Raw genomic sequence first — 18,143 nt, forward strand, 5'->3', positions numbered from 1 at the left:
TGGTTTTACCAGCTGCTAATATCTCTTTTGCAACGGGTGTGTATGACATAAAGTTGGGAGCGAGCACAGCCCAAACAGCCGAAAAGTTGGGTCCTCCAAGTATAACTCTCACACTTTTAAACCACGAACAAATATGGGGCTACGGACGTAACCTTTGGTTTACTTATTCAGCTGATAGGTTGAAATCTGTTAGCTCAGAGCTTTCGTTATTAAATAGTGCAGGCCAAAATAGTATCGGCTATAGAGATGGTTTTGATGATATTGAGTGGCAACTAGAGGGGATCATCGCTGCGCACAATAGCCCAATTGAGCAAGTAAGAGATTCGCTCTCGCTGTACGATATTAAAGAGAGTTCAGATCAAATAGTTATTACTCAAAAGCAACAACGCCTTATATTACAATTTGATGATTTTCACCCTACAACAAAAGACAAACCAGTGACTTTACTCACTCACTTCACGTTAACGGATAATGAATATGAGGCGAAAAAGCAAGCACTTCCTCAATTGACATCGGAACAAGAGCAATGGCTGTATAAGCACTTGCAACCTAATAATGTAGAGCTGATGACGCTACCAAACTTGCTTAAGCAGATCCCGCAAACCAATAAAATAAATATAGCGAGTGATGAGAAGCAGTGGTGGCTAGTCGGTAATCATGTTCTTTTACAATTTGATGATATTGAGCTCAGCCAAGCTCATATTAGTGAACCGTTTTTTACAGACAGTAAAAGCGATTCATTTTCATTGTCTGTAAAATCGCTGCAACTGCCTCAGGATAAACAAGGAATGTTAGCTTTATATGAAGACGCTATCGATAACAATGATGCAATTGATATCTTGCGGGAACATTTTAACCTCATCGCAAAATTTGAGTCAGAGGAAGATGATGCGGTAATTTATGATTTGTTTTTTACTTATTATTGACCCTCATTGAATTCAATAGTCGATCCCGTATTCAGCGGTTCAGTTACAACATCAGTTAACAGAAAAGCGCCCTTGCAATGGCGCTTTTTCATTAATACGTTTAGTTAAAAATGCGTGTTACTCAACTAAAGGCTCAGCTTTGTAATACCAATTAAGCAGTGCATGGTTAACGTCGCGGTGCTTCGCAACGTCAGAGCAAGGAGAGGACTGTTCGTCGATATCAAAAACGGCCAGTTCGCCATGCCTAGCTCTCACCATAACGTTCATGCCTTTGCTTCCACAATAGTCTGTAAACTAGCGCTCAGCTGCATAATTCTTTTGCAATCACATTAATGCCTTGAATAAATTAAATGATGATTGAAATTCAAAGGGGTGATGTTTATGCTTCGCAGCTCTCAATACAATATAAAGACCTTAAAAAATTAATGTATTGTCGCGCAAATAAAAGGAAAATTAATGAACTCTTCACAACACTACCCTATAGGCTCAACCGGACAGAAATGGAGCGATGCTGATAAGTTAGCTTGGCTTGCTATGCAGTCAGTAAAGCGCTCATATCAAGAGCAAGTACTGAGTAAAGTGCTGGCACTAGGGGAACAATTCACCCTAGAGCAATATGGTGCGCTGTCGTGTGATGAGGCTAAATATCCTTTGTATGCGCTAAAGAGTCATAACTGGCAGCCGACAAAACCGATTATTTTGGTCACCGGCGGCGTACATGGTTACGAGACGAGCGGTGTGCAAGGGGCTATTCGTTTTATGGAGACAAAAGCGCAAGCTTACGCTGAACATTTTAATATCGTACTCATTCCCTGTGTTAGCCCTTGGGGTTACGAGACTATTAACCGCTGGAACCCAGGTGCTATAGATCCAAATCGCTCATTTTATCAAGACAGCCCAGCAGAAGAGTCTGCGGCTGTACTGAACTACTTGGCATCAATTAATGCAGACATTTTTGCTCATATTGATTTGCATGAAACGACAGATACTGATAATAGCGAGTTTAGACCGGCGTTAGCCGCACGAGATGCCGTAGTGCATGATAATTGGAGTATCCCTGATGGGTTTTATCTCGTCGGTGACACCATTAACCCACAACCAGCTTTTCAAAAGGCGATGATTGCTGCAGTCGAACAAGTGACTCATATTGCTCCAGCTGATGACAGTGGCAAGCTGATTGGTGTTGAACTGGCACAGTTTGGTGTAATTAATTATGCCACCAAGGCATTGGGGCTGTGTGCTGGCTTAAGCGGTGCAACATATGTATCAACGACAGAAGTGTACCCAGATAGTCCACTGGTGGATGATGAGAACTGTATTATCGCTCAGGTTGCGGCGATCACCGGTGGTTTGGATTATTTGTTGACACTTTAACTACCATCGCCCCATTGTGATAATGGGGCGAATTTGATCTCTATTAAATGCCTATATATATAAATTACAGAGGGGAAAGTGTTGTTTTTGTTCCAGAAACGATATTAGTCACTACATATGTAATCTACTTTAAAATAATTCACATTCAATTCTAACGTCAATTCAAACAGAGAACCCACTAATTAAGCGCCTACTAAATCTAGGAGGCTGCACTTCATATTTTGTTTAAAACATTCATTTCTAAATCATCAAGTTAACTAGTACTTCCGTACCTGAAGTTTTTCTTGATACCTTAATTTCTAGTCGTTAGGTTGGCTAAAGAGGTCAGATGTCTGACCTCGTAAAAGACTATTCAGACAATAACAATAGAGATAAAAAATGAAGATCTTTAATCAATTCACCTTAACCTTACTGGTGTTGGTCGCTATCAGCCCTTTTGCACATAGTGCAACAGGGATCGCATTTATACATGGAACCGGACATCAAACTGATGCTCTTTCTGATTATTGGAGTCGAGAATTTGTCGATACCGTTAGGCAGGGGATAACTGAACCGGACAATTATGTTGTTGTAAATTGTGATTTTGACCAATACATGTGGCAAGAATCTGCGGCTGGTTGCTTAGCTGAACAGTTGTCGAGCTTTATCAACACTAAACAGATCGATTCGCTGACGATGATCACCCACTCTAATGGTGGCAATGTTGTGCGTTGGATTCTTTCAAATCCAACTTGGGACAGTCGTTATCCCAAGATTATTAATGTTACCGAGCGCGTGGTGGCACTCGCTCCCTCAAGTGGAGGTACGCCATTGGCGGATGCGGTAAATCAAGGCAATGTTTTTGAAACCTCTCTAGGTTGGTTGTTAGGTTATGGCAGTGATGCAGTCAAGCAGCAACAAGTTAGTTGGATGCAGTACTACAACAACACTTGGTTGCATGGAACCTCAGGACGACCTAGTTTAAGTCGCCCCTTTGAGGTGGTGGTTGGTTCTGATGTAGATTCTGCTATTTGGGATGGTGACAGTTATTGTGCTGGCTACCAGTATCAAGTTGCATTAGAAACGACTCAAAACTGGTTGGATGATTGCTCTGATGGCTTTTTAGAATGTAGCTCTCAAAGTGCCGCAGGAACGGTTTGGTTTACTGACAAACAACGCACAGCAGGAAAAGAGCCGTTAAGCCACCAACAAAGTCGACGTGCTTGTTTTAACCTTCATCGTCTAATTCGCGATCATATATAGGAGCCACCAATGAATATATTAACAAGTGCTTTGGTGACAATCACCGCAGGGGTTCTTTTTGCCGGCTGTCAGAGTGATGAACCGCAAGCCACAGAGTCAAAGCAGAGTATGGAAGTAAGTACTAAGCTGTTTACGCTCGCTACGCCACAAGTAGGAGATCTTATTATTGGCGAGGTTCAGAGCCCAGTTTTAGATGCAATCAATAGTAGCCGGGATTCAATTAGTTTCGTTAACGTCAATCCTAGTGAGCAAGCGTTACTATTACCCTCGTCGACTTCCAGTAGTCAAAGTGATGAGTTTTGGATGACGGTGTCGGGGGCAGAACTCAATAAAGGGGTTAAACTAGCCATAAGCCAGCCGTCAAGCATTATCAGAGTTGCCCCAAGAGCGGATAATCGCTCTGGAAGTATCATTAAAAGCCAGTCGATATCACCAGAGCAGATTCAGCTACAAAAAGTGGGTGCTAAAACTGACAAGTCTGTATCGTATATCAAGTCATTAACGGATGCAGATGCATTGGCTACTGCAGGGCTAGATGATAATTCAAGTGCACTCACATTATCAAAAAATGCCACAGCTGGGATATATAAGCTAAGGGTAGTGCAATCGCTTGATCAAGGTGGCCAATATTTAGTGAATGTGAAAGAGAAGGGATCTCCCTATCAGCTAACGTTATCGAGTATTAACCGTGTAGCAAGTGACGTATCAAGTATGCCGCTGTCTCTTAGTTTAAGTAATAGCCAGTCGGAGCTACAGCCGCAAGCAAGTTTGAAGCATGCAGATGGAAAAATTCAGACTTTAGATTTGAAGCTGGTCAATGGTCAATGGCAGGCTAAGTTACCGACAGCATCTAAGATGCCAGAGAGTAATTTAGGCTTGAGTGAAATCCAAGTAAACATTCAAACCCAAGTGAATGGCCAAGCCGTTTTTAGAACGGTAAAAACGGCTTTTAAGCAATTTGTACCGACGGCGAAGCTCAATAGCTCTGTAGAAAGTCAGTGGCAAGATCAAGTGCCAAAGCTGTTGATATTTGATGTTGCAGTAGAGCACGAGGGCCGATTTGGTATAAATGCTGCACTGACAGGTACGGACGAACTTGGCAATGACAAGCTTATTCTGACGACGCAATCAGCCAATTGGTTAACCTCTAAGTCATCTCAAATAACCCTAAATCTTGATGCGAGTGTCATTAAGGCGTCGGGGTTAAAAGCACCTTTTAAGATAAAGTCGCTAGAACTTGTGGATCAAGGACAGATGGCGAGGTTGAGCTATCTGCAGCAAGCGCTAATAATGCGTCTATAAACAGTAAGTCATAGCGCTAGAGTTGAGATAAGGCGCGTTACATATACCTGAACGATTTCACCATATTCGTTTTCGAACTCCCGTAGGATAGCTGAACAAGGCTGTGATTGAGATGATGGTTATTCTCATTTCAATATCATTAATGCAGTACAGATATTCTACGGGAACTTACGACAGGTATGGCAAGATGTAATATACTTATTCATTATTAATCAAAAGGATAATAACATTTGGTGCTGTCACAGCTAGGCTCTCATTAACAACATATTGCGGAACCATATCTATATTGGACATTGCTTGCCCATTCGAGCTTAGATAACAATAACGGCTTTACTGTCGTAAGCAGTGAACTCTCGTATTCTTAGCCTGTATTGCATTGTACTCGATGATACTGAGGTGTTTTTTTTTGATAAAGAGATTGGTATTATTATCTGTTAAATAGAATCTCTTGAATGTTATGGAGATGCTACTTAATAAAACAGCAATGTAATTCAAAGGTTTACCCCTTAATAATGGAATGAGGATTATGATGAAGTATCTTTTAGTGCCCCTTTTATGTTTGAGCTTTAGTGCATCGGCGCTCAATGTAGATAGTATCGATATTCGCGCTGGAATGGTTTACCAAGAAAACACGGATATGTTGCTTACAGGCACTTATAATCAAAAACGTAGCAACGGAAAGCTTAAGAAAAAAGTTAATTATCGTAATGGTCTAAAATCTGGCTTGAGCACAAAGTATTACAGTAGTGGCACAGTTGAGACCGAATATAGCTATAAGGATGGTAATAAGAGTGGTGAATACCGTGCATTTTTTAAGAATGGTTATGCTGAGGAAATAGGGTATTACCGTGGTGATATAAAGCATGGTGAATTCACTCAGTATTCAAAAAAGTCGAGTGATTTAAAAGTAAGCCAGACTCACTATAGTGACGGCCACAAAAATGGCTTGAAACGTGAGTGGTATAAAAGTGGTGAGTTAAAAGAAGCTATTGGTTACCTCAATGATAAAAAAGATGGCGTAAAAGTTGAGTATGCTAACAATGGTTCATTAGAGAGCAAAACCGAATATAAGTTGGGTGAAAAGCAAGGGAAAGAGCAAGAGTGGTACAGCAACGGTAGCCTCAAAGAGGAAAAGAATTACTTACATGATGAGAAACATGGCACCGTAGTCAAATATTATGACAATGGCAAAAAGAAGAGCGAAGTTGAATACGAATATGGTAAAAAAGTGAGTAAGGTTGTTAAGTGGGAAAAAAATGGCCAACTGAAAGACTAACGCCGCTATTTTTTTATGAATAAAAAGGTCAGTTACTGCTGACCTTTTAGCTTTGTGTTGAGTTATTTCATAGGGAAATGGATAAAGTTCGGCAATAGTAATGTTTAAGATCTATGACTTGCAGAAGCAAGCATGAGTTGATACAACTCTTGAGCAGCGGGGCCTGTTTTAGCACCTTTAGGTAAAGTCAGGTGCAAGGGAACTTGGTATTGATTTGAATGCTCAACCCTAAGGATCTTTATATCATTATCATTATGTTTTTCGATTATGTGTCGAGGTAAACGGCAATAGCCTAAGCCTTGCTTTGTTGCTTGCCACGCATGATCAAAATTATCGACGGTAATGCGCTGGTTCGACTTTAGCCAGCCGACATCTTGCTTAGCGTGATGGCCTAAGTCTCGGATCACAATCTGCCTAGTGGCACTGAGATCTGCTAAACAGGGGTTAAGCTTCTCGGCTAACGGGTGGCTTTTGGCCACAACGGGTAACATGCTAGCCATCCCAAATGTTTCTGACGGGTGGTTAGTTATAGGCAAAGTGATAATAGAAATATCGGCACTTTCGTTAGTGACCATCTCTTGTGTTTTTGACAATGATGTTTCTACCACTTGAATTGATGTTGTGTGGTTTTGCTTAAAGAATTCAGCCATCGGTGCGTATAGCCATCGGCGATCACATAGATGATCGATAGCAACTGTTAATTCTGACTCGGTCCCTTGGGCGAGTTGAGTACTTATCTCCTCAAGAGCTTTGGCTTGTTCAAGCATAGATTGCGCTCTTCGAAGCAATGATTTTCCATCATCAGTGAGTATAGACCTGCGTCCCTCTACTTTGAGTAACGGCACTCCCAATTGATCTTCTAGTTTTCTCACCGAATAAATTAACGTGGTATGGCTTTTATTCAATGTCGCCGCAGCCGCTTGAATGCTACCCGCTTTATCAATTTCAAATAATGTTAACCACTGATCTAAGGTTGTCTTTAATCTCATATGTCTAATTTAGCTACATCAACTGGCAGTATTATGAACTTTTATGTCCAATTTTTATAGGTATTATGACACCTCTCTTAAGGCGGAGAGGAGTAAAACTTCATTCATCTGAACTTGGAGCTATTACATCGCTCGCCAATTTTGCCATTAACTCGATCTTTGGAGATAAATTATGAACACATTATTACAAGTTGACTTTGATTATACAGGACCCTTTGGTGACGAAATGGCAGCAATGCTGACAGATCTTGCTGAGTCGATTAACAATGAAGCCGGCATGATCTGGAAAATCTGGACAGAAAACCAACAAGATAAACTTGGTGGTGGGATCTATTTGTTCGAAGATGAAACCACAGCCCGTGCTTATCTAGAAATGCATTCAGTTCGCTTAAATAAGATGGGTATTGAAAATATTAGAGGGCTGGTTTTAGCGGTAAATCCCTTACTTTCAAACATAAATAAAGGACCTATTGCTTAGGCAATTAATAGAGAGAAGATGATGAATAACCGAACATTTTTAACCGTGAACGGCACGATTTATGTGATCTTTGCATTGGCTTTATTTTTTATTCCTGCTTTGATGTGGCCGATGTACGGGGTTGAAATAAATGACCGATATGCTTATTTCTTGTCTCAACATACGAGTATATTTCTAGGCGGTATAGCGGTGATTTGCTTATTACTAAGAGATATAGAAGTAGGCCAAACCGCTAATAAGCTATTTAAGGCACTGTTTATAACTAACCTGTTAGGGGTGATGATCACTGTCTATGCTGGAGTTTCGGGGATCTTTGTTGGTCTCGGCTGGAGCGACCCAGTGTTCTTTACATTGCTGGCTATTTTGAGTTATTTACAGCTGGCGAAACAAAAGCCACACTAATAAAGTAACGTAAAAACAGCAACCTAAAAGATTGCTGTTTTTATAATACTAGGCTTCAGACGCTATCACCGCTTTTATTCCGTGGGGGTGAACCTTTACGCACAGACCATTCTTCTTAAAGGCGATAGTCGGGTTAGCGAGTCGCTCTTTATCGCCCTTTGGCGAACTCTGCTTCACCTTAATATCGGTTGTACCGGCAATGATAGGCGCAAGTGTTGGCACGGCACTAACGAGCTGTTGGCTTAATGACTCACAATCAATGGCATCGCACTTAAATACTAGCTCGACATGTTCCCAACCCTGTTGTGGGTATGTTTTTTCACCAGGATAGGGCAGTTCAACGCAATGGATCTCTATATCATTTAGCATGAGTGGCGCATCAAGCTCAATAATCAAGATGGGTCTGCCATTGATCATGTTGTCAGAGATGATGTTACCGTGTCTTGCAAATTGGCTTCGTAGCTCATCGGCAGCTTCAGCTGTATTGACGCGTAAAGCGCTGTGGTCGCACTCTAGATTAAGTGTGTCTAGACCCAGTTCACCGATAAAGGCGGTAATTGATTGGCTGAAGCTCGGCCAACTTTGGCTTAATTGCTCGTATGTCATAACAAAGGTTTCCTGATAAACGCCTGACTGAGTCGATGAAAGATAATTATTCAGCCTTGTAGGCTACGGCTAAGGCCAGATTTCGATTGGAGTACCCGCGTCAATCGCACGCCATAACTCATCCATTTCAGCATTGGTCACAGCGATGCAGCCATCGGTCCAATTGTAATTTTGTGCCTCTTTTGGACTCAGGTTTGAATGGGGGTTCTCACCATGGATCATTATCTGTCCTCCTGGCTGAATTCCTAAAGCATCAGCGCGTAATTTGTCTTCATCATTAGGGTAGGAGATATGAATTGAACGATAGTAGGCGCTGTCTGACTTTTTGTAATCGAGTAAATAACGGCCTTCAGGGGTGCGTTGATCGCCTTCGGTCAGTTTATGTCCTACGGGGTTATCGCCCATTGCTATTCGATAGGATTTGAAAATCTTGCCTTGGCTTAATAATGATAAGCTTGCTGTTGATTTGGTGACGACGACTAAATCGGCTTTGTCGCTAGCGAATGAGAGGCTTGGGATTAGGCTACACAACAGCAGTGTTACTTTAAGCATGGAAAAACAGATAAAACGCATGTACAACCCTGAGCATAACGCCCTTAGCTTGTGAATATATGACTTATGTTACCTCAAAAACCTTGATTGTTGATGTATACGGATAAGATTATTTTTGAGCTCTTGCGGTTTGCGTGTCACACTATTCGTATCATCTATTTTAATGCCTTGATAATTCGGTTTAAGTCGAATGAGTTTAGAGCAATGTATAGCAAGGAACAGCGGTCAAAATGGTAAATGAAACGGATTCAGAAAGCTTATTTAAGCTTAAACTTCGTCGAATAATTTTTGGAACTGATACCCCCGCAGGCCGCTTTTTCGATATCAGTTTAATCGTCTGTATTATCCTTAGCGTGATGTTGGTTTTTCTTGATACCGTTGGACATATCCATCAAAAATATGGCGAGATAATTGTTGTCTTAGAGTGGGGCTTTACCCTCATTTTTACAGTGGAATATTTACTGCGTTTATATTGTTCAGCCAGTCCGCTAAGTTACGCTAAAAGCTTTTATGGGGTAGTGGACCTGTTATCTATACTACCGACTTATTTAGCGTTAGTATTCCCTGGTGCCAATTTCACCATGGTGATCAGAGTCTTAAGACTATTTAGAATATTTAGAGTATTCAAGCTTTTACGCTATTTAAGTGAAGGTAATATACTGTTACGAGCAATGATACAATCGAGCCGTAAAGTCTTTCTGTTTTTCTTCTCAGTCAGTTTAATCGTCGTGGTGTTAAGTTCAATCATGTATGTTGTTGAAGGCCCTAATAATGGCTTTACTTCAATTCCAAAATCTATCTACTGGACCATCGTCACCATTACCACGGTTGGCTATGGCGACATTACCCCTGGTACTAACTTAGGGCAGGCAATTGCCGCATTTACGATGCTGTTGGGTTACTCCATTATTGCTATTCCTACGGGTATTCTCACCGCGGAGATCTCTCAAGAGATAGGGAGAAGTAAAGATTTACGCCGTTGCAGTAATTGTTTGAAAGTGGGGCATGACAACAGTGCATTGTATTGTGATAAGTGTGGTAGCGAACTTGAAACGGATATTTAGCGTTGTTTGAGTGAAGCGAGTTCAGCCAATACACATAAATAAAGCTGCCCCAACATTAAAGATGCATCTAAATTAGCCACAGGCTAAGAGGTTTTATGGCAGTAGCCAAGTTTGTACAAGGATCGATTCTGCGGCATATTTTGACGATGAGTTCAACGGCTGCCGTTGGCATATCTGCGCTGTTTGTGGTCGATTTGCTGGATATGTTTTTCTTGAGTTTATTGGGTGAACAAGAGCTTGCCGCCGCCGTGGGCTATGCAGGCACCATTTCATTTTTTACGACCTCTATTGGTATCGGGTTATCCATTGCTCTGGGCGCTCTAGTGTCACGCTCTATTGGCGCTAAAGAGATGAAAAAGGCCAAGCGTTTGTTACTTAATAGCGCAGTGGTCACTTTGTTGATCAGTATCGTCGTGGCTATCAGTGTCTTTCTTTTTATTCCCGAGCTGCTGAGCCTTGTGGGCGCAACCGGTAAAACCGCGGAACTAGCAGCTGATTACCTCTATATATTAGTGCCTTCATTACCGCTAATTTGCTTGGCAATGGCGCTAGGTAGCGCCTTAAGAGCCGTTGGTGATGCAAAATTATCGATGATATCAACGTTAGTCGGCGGTGGCGTTAACGCGATCTTTGACCCTATTTTTATCTTTATGTTTGCTATGGGAATAGAAGGTGCCGCAGTGGCTTCTGTTTTAGCCCGCTTGGCGGTACTCCTGGTGGCAGCAAGAGGGGTAATGGTTAAGCATAATTTATTTGGTCGCTTTAATAAGGAGCATTTTATTGCCGACTTAAAGCCTATTTTTGCGATAGCGGGACCCGCAATGCTCACCAACGTTGCAACACCGATTGGTAATGCTGTTGTGACACGTGCGATTGCTGATTTTGGTGACAGTTATGTTGCGGGTTGGGCGGTATTAGGCAGGTTAATACCGGTTTCATTCGGGATGATTTTTGCCTTATCGGGTGCTGTGGGACCGATTGTAGGACAAAATTATGGTGCTCAGGAGTTTGGACGGGTGAAGGAGTCATTGACCCGTGCGATTCAGTTCTGTAGCGCCTATGTCGTGGTGGTCTCAGTATTGCTATTTTTAAGCCGTAATCAAATCGTCAACGTGTTCGACATGAAAGGTGATGCCGCAGAATTGATTTTATTCTTTTGTAGTTATATTGCGATATTTTTCATTTTTTCGGGGGTATTGTTTGTCGCAAACGCTTCATTTAATAACTTAGGTAAAGCTAAGTATTCGACGTTATTTAATGTTGGTAAAGCAACGATTGGGACTATCCCATTTGTGTATTTCGGGGCTAAGTGGGGTGGAGTTTACGGAGTACTTGTGGGCCAAGCTATAGGCTCGATTATCTTTGGTGTGCTTGGTGTGTTAATGGCTTATCGTTTAGTGGATAAAGTAAGAGGTCTTACCGAAGGACAGACTAAAACGAGTGACGTGCCGCAGACTGCTGAAGTGATAAGTGAGTTTGATGAGGAATTAAGTTTAAGTAGCCAAAGTCCGTTGTCTTCTTCATGTGCAAATATGGCAATGGTGACAGAAGAGCAGGATTGTGAAGCAAGTAATGAAATCGCTGAGCTTATTGGTGTGAAAGGCAAGGGCCCATCAACCAAGTAAGCTCAATAACACAAACCTAATTAGCTGGTTGGTGTGGCATCCGTTTCACTAGTATCGATAGATACTTCAGTCGCGGTAGCGCTCTGTGCTGCTAATTCTTCAGCTTCAAGCTTAGCTAAATTCTCAGCACGTTCAGCCTTAGATACGTATTTTTTGATCGTAGGAGGAGTGTGCTTATTTAAACGAGCCTTGGCACGCTTCGCCGTCATTTTGATCATTTTCTGTTTTTTGTTCATGTGTTCTCTACGATACGTCAATCTAAGACAATTTTAGCGCATTGTGCGCCAAGCTTGAAATCGGAAGCGGATTTTACCCTAAAGCTGACCGCTACGCCACAGTACCAACCTCAATTCCTTAAGTATGTCGTTAATTTGTAGATATTCAAACAGACAAATATGTGCTTAAAATGGCTCGCTAATACAGTTAGGGACATTTTGTAGCGGATAAAAGGCCGTTATATTGGTCTAGAACTCACTCTTTATTAGCGACGATTACATATGAGCTTTGCCTTGATATCACGACGTATTTCGGCACTATGCAGCAGTTGCGGGCCTAGTGTTATTAGCGTAATCGCCAAACAAACTTTAAATGCACAATTTTGCATGCCTAGAAGTGACAGAGTTCAAGGCATCAAGTCGCAGTAATTGTTATTCTCGGCTTTGGCATACGGTTCCGCTCTTGCTTCCGCATTTAATCTCCAGAGTGGGACGAGATCACTAGCCTTAAATTAACTGACACATTTGAGTAGAGATAAAATGCAAACGATCACTTTTTTCCAACGTTTTGAGAATGATATTCTGGCAGGTCGTAAGACAATCACTTTAAGAGATAAAAGTGAGTCTCACTTTGAAGCTGGCCAAACCGTTAATGTGGCCAATTTAGAAACCGCAACTTGTTACGGTCAGCTACACATTCTAAGCGTTGCTTGGGTTAAGTTTGACGACTTAAACTTGTTGCATGCTCAGCAGGAAAATATGACTCTGGTAGAGTTAAAGACCTTAATTAGAGAGATCTATCCAGAAATCCAAGCGCTTTATCAAATTAACTTTAAATTGCTATAGCCATAACTTAAACCATTTCAATCTGCTTAGACTCATCTCAGCGGGTCCAATGTCTATTCATAAGCAGGGTTTTTGAATAACGATAAATCATGCAATATCAACATCGAGCAAGTAGACTTAGCATTATTCAAGTGAATAACACTAAGTAGACCATTCATGACAGATCAAAAAAGCGAACCTGCTACCCAAGTACGCGACAGCCTTATCCGCGCTGCGCGTATCTGCTTTATTGCTTCAGATTATGACAAAGTGAGTATTCGCCAAATCGCTGAAGAAGCAGGGGTTAATATGGCGATGATCCGCTACTATTTCGGTAATAAGCTTGGCCTCTTTGAAGTTATGATTGCCGAATTTATCTCGCCAGTGTTACAACGTAGTAAAACGATTAACCAGGGTGATAATCCGCTAAAAATGTCAGATATCTTAGACAATTTTTATCAAACGATGACAGAGACTCCCGATTTCCCCCGTTTTCTGTTCAGGCTAATGAGTTCAGAACATTCACATGAAGCCAAAGGAGTCATTTTTAAGCTGTTCACGCCATTAGCTAATCTAACGCCAATGCCGAAGCCGCTGTTACACAAGTGCAGTGATACCGATCCCATGTTGGTTAAGATGTCGATGATGAGCTTAATGATCTTCCCCTTTGTGATCCCACAATCAATGGCCGAGCTGCATGGATTTGAATTAGATGACGATTTTTATCAAAGATTAGCAAAACACAATATTAAGTTACTCGAGAAAGGTTTATTTGGAGATCAAGACTGATGGATATAATTAAGGGTAAACGTTGGTACTTTTTCCCAGCTGTAGCCGTAGGTGTTGTAACGTTATTTTCAGTGATTATGTTTAAGGGCCATCCTCCTCTAGAGGAGCAGTCAGAGCAAAGTAAGTTGGTAGACGTTATTGCCCTGCACAAAAGTTCTGTTGTCGCTCAAGTCGATGCGTTTGGCCGTGTAGCGCCAAAGGTGCAATGGCAATTGTTGCCTGAAGTTGGCGGTAAAATTATTTACAAGCATCCAGATTTAGCCGTCGGGAAAATGATCCCCGAAGGGACTTTGCTATTATCGATAGATCCGCTCGATTATCAAATTCGTTTAGCGCAAGCACAAGCCGATAGAAAAGCATTAGAAGGTCAACTGATCGGTAAAGGGTTACAGCTGGAGAACCTTAAGTTGTCACTCGAAATTGAAACCAATCGCTATGATTTGGTCAAATCCGATCTGCAACGTAAAGAGACCTTAAGAAAGCAAAATTTGATCTCTCAATCTGAACTCGATGGTGAGCGCCAGAATGTGCTGGTTCAAAAGCAAAAAATCCAAGATTTAAACAACAACCTTAATCTAATGCCAAACGAAACTGATGTGCTACAAGCACAATTATTACAAGCCGTTGCGCGAGAAGATGAATCACAAAGCCAGCTCGATAAAACGGAAATTCGCCAGCCATTCGAAGGCCGAGTTTCCGAGGTTAATGTGGAAAACAACCAAGTTGTTTCGCCACAACAAGTACTGGCAAGGATCAATGGAACGGAGATCATGGAAGTTGAGGCGCAGTTATCGCTCGCCGATCTAATGACATTAATGAAAACCGTCGACAAGCCAACAACTTTGAATAAGCAGCTACCCAATGCTGAAACGCTCGGGTTAACCGCCGAAATCACCCTTAAAAGTGCTGCTTATGTCTTTAAATGGCCAGCAAAAATAAGCCGTATTGGCGAAACTGTTGACCCAACATTGGCCACCGTCAGTGTGGTTTTACAAGTTAAGCAGCAATATCGCGAACTCAAAATTGGCCAATCACCGCCGTTAGTTCACGGCATGTTTGTTAGCGCACGTATTAAAGGCAGTGCAAAAGACTACTGGATGGTGTCTGAGCGGGCTTTGCATGGGGACAAGTTGTATTTAATGGATAGCGACAACCGCTTGCAAATAATTGACGTGCAGGTGTTATTTCGTCAAGAAGGACATGCTGCGGTGCAAGGCGATCTTAATGACAATATGCAGCTGGTATTGACCGATATTATTCCCGCAGTAACCGGAATGGCGCTGCGCAGTCATAACAGCAATGCTGAGGTTTCAAACACAAACGAGGAAGCTGCGCTGTGATTGCCTTTTTTGTTCGTCATCCTACGGCAACTCATCTACTGATGTTGGCGCTTATTATTTTGGGTATAAAGGCCTTACCTGAGTTAAAGCGTGAAACGTTCCCTGAATTTTCGCCGAACTACATCAGTGCACGAGTGGTGTTACCAGGCGCATCACCGCAAGACGTTGAAGAAAACCTTTGTTTACGCATGGAAGATGCGATCGACAGTCTAGGCAGCATTGTTGAAACTAAATGTGACGCTTTGGAAGGCGTTGCGCAGATGACCATCAAGCTCGATGATAATGCCGATTTAGGCCGTAATCTGGTTGATGTTCAAACAAAAATCGCATCAATCAAAGACTTCCCCGCAGAGATAGAACCCCCCATCGTTGAAGAGCTTAACTTTAATGAGCCGATCATCGATATTGCATTGTCGGCATCAACCAGCAAACCAGAGTTGAAAGCGTATGCTGAGGATTTTAAGCGACGTTTAAAGCTTGATACCAGCATTCGCCAAGTTGAGATCGCTGGCTTTTCGCAACATCAACTATTAGTCGAGATCTCGCTTGATGCACTCAAGCGCTTAGGCATGAGTGTTGCCGATGTCGCTGCTCAAATTGAACAGCAAAATGTGCAACTACCGAGTGGGACGTTAGAGACCGCAAGTAAGAACATCTTGATAAGGTTCGACCAACGAGAAGTTGAAGCGGATAAGCTGGCCAATATCGTGATCCGTTCTAATGCCGAGGGCGGCGTGGTGCGCTTACGAGATGTCGCCAAACTGACGGACAGATTTGAGTTAGATGAAGATCATGTTCGTTTTGATGGCGAACCTGCGGCCATTCTTACGGTGTTTAAGAACAAATCACAAGACTCTCTGCGCTTGAAAGAGGAAGTGATGGGCTTTTTAGAGGCCGAAAAACTACGCACGCCCAGTGGCGTTAATATCAGTACCTCTAATGACTTAAGCTCCTTACTGTGGGACCGTCTTACCATGCTAACCAAAAATGGTTGGCAAGGGGTGTTACTGGTCTTTTTATGTATGTGGTTGTTTTTCAGCTTTCGCTATTCATTTTGGGTCGCAATGGGCTTACCTGTGGCATTTATGGGGAGTCTGTTCTTTATGGCGCAAGTGGGGTTGACGATTAACATCATGACCTTGGTGGCTTTTTTAATGGCGATCGGCATTATGATGGATGACGCCATTGTTATTGCTGAATCGGTGGCATCGCATATCGAACGGGGGTTAGATAAAACGGAAGCGGTGATCCAAGGCGTTAAGCGAGTACTGCCGGGGGTTGTTTCATCATTTTTAACCACGGTGTTTATCTTTTCTAGCATCGCCTTTATGGAAGGTGATATGGGTAAAGTGCTCAGAGTGGTCCCGCAAACACTTTTGCTTATTTTGACGGTGAGTTTGGTTGAAGCATTCTTGATTTTACCGAACCACTTAGCCCATGCAGCGAAAGGGAAAGAGCGTAAAACCAGTCGATTTAAAACCGAGTTTAACCGCAGGTTCGAGCATTTTAGAACCGTCAATTTAGTCGCAGCTGTGGAGTGGGTTATTGCTTGGCGCTATGCCTTTATGGGCGCAGTTATTAGTTTGTTGCTGATATCAGTATCGTTAGCTGCGGGGGGAATGGTTAAGTTTATTGCCTTTCCTGAGCTTGATGGTGATGTGGTGGAGGCGCGAATAATTTTGCCGCCGGGTTCTACATTAGCGCAAACAGACTTCGTGGTTGCCAAGATTGTTAGCGCAGCACAGGTGTTGAATGAGAAATACAGCAAAAATGAAGATGGTCAGCCGTTAATTAAGCATATTACGCAGCGGTTTAACTTCAATAGTGATGCTAACGAGAGTGGCGCGCATGTGGCGACGGTTAAGATCGACCTGCTCAGCGCCGAGGTGCGGCAAACACGGATAAACACCTTTATCCGTGAATGGGAGCAAGGCGTAGGCGAATTAGCTGATCCCATTGCCATTGTGTATAAACAGCCGAAAATGGGACCCGCGGGCCGCGCAATAGACATACGTCTGCGAGGTGATAATTTGCAGCAGCTTAAATCAGCGTCAATTGATGTGCAGCAATACATTAGTGGTTTTAACGGTGTATCGGGTGTCATGGACAGTATGCGTCCTGGTAAGTCTGAAATTTTAATGACCTTAAAGCCCGGTGCAGAGGCATTTGGTGTCAACGGCATGATGTTAGCGAGCCAATTGAGGGGCGCTTATTTTCATCAAACAGCAGATTACATTCAAGTGGGTCCAGAGAGTATTCAGATAGATGTGCAACTCGATAAAGGCGACGCTGCAAAACTTGAAAACCTGGCTAACTTTCCTATTACTCTCAATACGTCTGGCGAACAGGTACCGCTGTCAGCCGTGGCAGATTTCACTTGGCAACGTAATTACGTCAAAATTTCACGTTTAGACGGTATGCGCTTTGTGACGATCACTGGTGAAGTGGATACTCATCTAGCCAATGGGGGAGAAATTAACACCGCATTTAAAGAGGAACTATTACCCAAGCTATTAACGCGTTACCCAGGAGTGCGGGTCAGTTTTGAAGGTGAAGTCAAAGAAAGTTCCACGACTCGAAACTCAATGGTGTCCGGCTTTATTCTGGGGCTATTGGGGGTATTTGCTATCTTGAGTTTACAGTTTAAGAGCTACCTTGAGCCGTTAGTGGTGATGGCGGTTATACCGTTAGGCCTTATCGGTGTTTTCTGGGGACATTTACTGCTTGGGTTTTCCATGAGTATGCCTTCGATAATGGGATTTATTGCGTTGTCCGGAGTGGTGGTTAATGACTCGATATTACTAGTGCAATATATTCGTTTTCATGTGGATGAAGGGCAATCTGTGCATGAGGCGGTAGTGAGTGCCAGTAAGGAGCGCTTTAGAGCCGTGTTTATTACGTCACTGACCACTGCAGCGGGTATGTTACCGCTGCTACTTGAAACGAGTATTCAGGCGCAAGTATTGCAGCCATTAGTCATCTCAATGGTGTTTGGTATTTTTGCCTCGACCGCGCTGGTGCTATTTATGGTACCTGCTTGTTACGCAATATTAGAGGACTTTGGCAAAGTGAGTTTTAGCGCTAAAGATAATGAGCTAAGGGCATAGTACGGATAACAAGGGTCTCTTTTAAGGCCCT

17 protein-coding genes and 1 pseudogene are annotated in these 18,143 nt (G+C 42.5%); 13 read left to right on the top strand and 5 right to left on the bottom strand.

Annotation, left to right across the window (positions count from 1 at the left end):
- Positions 1 to 926 (top strand): annotated as a pseudogene (locus CXF82_RS04665) (hypothetical protein); the annotation flags it as partial.
- Between the two features lie 117 nt (positions 927 to 1,043).
- Here the strand turns inward: CXF82_RS04665 and CXF82_RS22260 are convergent.
- A complete protein-coding gene (locus tag CXF82_RS22260) occupies positions 1,044 to 1,193 on the bottom strand; it encodes a hypothetical protein (protein ID WP_157822882.1) in 150 nt (49 codons plus the stop codon).
- Between the two features lie 189 nt (positions 1,194 to 1,382).
- Between CXF82_RS22260 and CXF82_RS04670 the strand changes: the two genes are divergently transcribed.
- The 4 genes from CXF82_RS04670 (at position 1,383) to CXF82_RS04685 (ending at position 6,120) form a co-directional block, all read left to right on the top strand.
- A complete protein-coding gene (locus CXF82_RS04670; RefSeq protein ID WP_102043742.1) occupies positions 1,383 to 2,300 on the top strand; it encodes a M14 family metallopeptidase in 918 nt (305 codons plus the stop codon).
- Positions 2,301 to 2,678: 378 nt separating this feature from the next.
- Positions 2,679 to 3,542: a hypothetical protein gene (locus CXF82_RS04675; RefSeq protein WP_101089644.1), complete on the top strand. Its 864-nt coding sequence runs from the start codon at positions 2,679 to 2,681 to the stop codon at positions 3,540 to 3,542.
- Positions 3,543 to 3,551: 9 nt separating this feature from the next.
- Positions 3,552 to 4,844 carry a DUF4785 domain-containing protein gene (locus tag CXF82_RS04680; RefSeq protein WP_101089645.1) on the top strand — a complete coding sequence of 431 codons (1,293 nt, stop codon included), beginning with the start codon at positions 3,552 to 3,554 and terminating at the stop codon, positions 4,842 to 4,844.
- A 526-nt stretch (positions 4,845 to 5,370) separates the two neighbouring features.
- Positions 5,371 to 6,120 carry a toxin-antitoxin system YwqK family antitoxin gene (locus tag CXF82_RS04685; RefSeq protein WP_102043743.1) on the top strand — a complete coding sequence of 250 codons (750 nt, stop codon included), beginning with the start codon at positions 5,371 to 5,373 and terminating at the stop codon, positions 6,118 to 6,120.
- Positions 6,121 to 6,224: 104 nt separating this feature from the next.
- Here the strand turns inward: CXF82_RS04685 and CXF82_RS04690 are convergent, their stop codons facing one another.
- Complete coding sequence (locus tag CXF82_RS04690) at positions 6,225 to 7,109, bottom strand: LysR family transcriptional regulator (RefSeq protein WP_101089647.1); 885 nt, start codon at positions 7,107 to 7,109, stop codon at positions 6,225 to 6,227.
- 172 nt (positions 7,110 to 7,281) lie between these two features.
- Here CXF82_RS04690 and CXF82_RS04695 point away from each other — a divergent pair, with 172 nt between their 5' ends.
- Together CXF82_RS04695 and CXF82_RS04700 are read left to right on the top strand one after the other, a co-directional pair.
- Positions 7,282 to 7,587: a monooxygenase gene (locus CXF82_RS04695; protein ID WP_102043744.1), complete on the top strand. Its 306-nt coding sequence runs from the start codon at positions 7,282 to 7,284 to the stop codon at positions 7,585 to 7,587.
- 21 nt (positions 7,588 to 7,608) lie between these two features.
- A complete protein-coding gene (locus CXF82_RS04700) occupies positions 7,609 to 7,989 on the top strand; it encodes a hypothetical protein (RefSeq protein ID WP_102043754.1) in 381 nt (126 codons plus the stop codon).
- A 48-nt stretch (positions 7,990 to 8,037) separates the two neighbouring features.
- On the opposite strand, the gene CXF82_RS04705 is transcribed toward CXF82_RS04700, so the two are convergent.
- Positions 8,038 to 8,595 carry a VOC family protein gene (locus tag CXF82_RS04705; RefSeq protein ID WP_102043745.1) on the bottom strand — a complete coding sequence of 186 codons (558 nt, stop codon included), beginning with the start codon at positions 8,593 to 8,595 and terminating at the stop codon, positions 8,038 to 8,040.
- Between the two features lie 69 nt (positions 8,596 to 8,664).
- The gene (locus CXF82_RS04710) at positions 8,665 to 9,147 is read right to left on the bottom strand and encodes a L,D-transpeptidase family protein (RefSeq protein ID WP_232775184.1); all 483 of its coding nucleotides are present in this window, start codon (positions 9,145 to 9,147) and stop codon (positions 8,665 to 8,667) included.
- Positions 9,148 to 9,377: 230 nt separating this feature from the next.
- On the opposite strand from CXF82_RS04710, the gene CXF82_RS04715 reads away from it, so the two are divergent.
- Positions 9,378 to 10,211: an ion transporter gene (locus tag CXF82_RS04715; RefSeq protein WP_102039678.1), complete on the top strand. Its 834-nt coding sequence runs from the start codon at positions 9,378 to 9,380 to the stop codon at positions 10,209 to 10,211.
- A 95-nt stretch (positions 10,212 to 10,306) separates the two neighbouring features.
- Entirely contained in the window at positions 10,307 to 11,836 is a 1,530-nt protein-coding gene (locus tag CXF82_RS04720) for an MATE family efflux transporter (RefSeq protein WP_102039677.1), read from the top strand.
- Between the two features lie 20 nt (positions 11,837 to 11,856).
- On the opposite strand, the gene CXF82_RS04725 is transcribed toward CXF82_RS04720, so the two are convergent.
- Positions 11,857 to 12,072 (bottom strand): DUF2986 domain-containing protein, encoded by a 216-nt coding sequence (locus CXF82_RS04725; RefSeq protein WP_101089653.1) that lies wholly within the window; start codon positions 12,070 to 12,072, stop codon positions 11,857 to 11,859.
- Positions 12,073 to 12,591: 519 nt separating this feature from the next.
- Here CXF82_RS04725 and yqfB point away from each other — a divergent pair.
- From yqfB to CXF82_RS04745, 4 genes are all read left to right on the top strand, one after another.
- Entirely contained in the window at positions 12,592 to 12,897 is a 306-nt protein-coding gene (gene yqfB, locus CXF82_RS04730; protein ID WP_101089654.1) for a N(4)-acetylcytidine aminohydrolase, read from the top strand.
- Between the two features lie 156 nt (positions 12,898 to 13,053).
- Positions 13,054 to 13,665 (top strand): TetR/AcrR family transcriptional regulator, encoded by a 612-nt coding sequence (locus CXF82_RS04735; RefSeq protein WP_101089655.1) that lies wholly within the window; start codon positions 13,054 to 13,056, stop codon positions 13,663 to 13,665.
- Positions 13,665 to 15,005, top strand: a complete 1,341-nt coding sequence (locus tag CXF82_RS04740; RefSeq protein ID WP_102043746.1) for an efflux RND transporter periplasmic adaptor subunit — start codon at positions 13,665 to 13,667, stop codon at positions 15,003 to 15,005. Before CXF82_RS04735 ends, CXF82_RS04740 begins: the two co-directional genes overlap by 1 nt.
- Positions 15,002 to 18,112: an efflux RND transporter permease subunit gene (locus CXF82_RS04745; RefSeq protein ID WP_101089657.1), complete on the top strand. Its 3,111-nt coding sequence runs from the start codon at positions 15,002 to 15,004 to the stop codon at positions 18,110 to 18,112. Before CXF82_RS04740 ends, CXF82_RS04745 begins: the two co-directional genes overlap by 4 nt.
- The last annotated feature ends 31 nt before the right edge of the window (positions 18,113 to 18,143 follow it).

This window comes from Shewanella sp. GutDb-MelDb, assembly GCF_002836075.1.
Classification (GTDB): Bacteria; Pseudomonadota; Gammaproteobacteria; order Enterobacterales; family Shewanellaceae; genus Shewanella.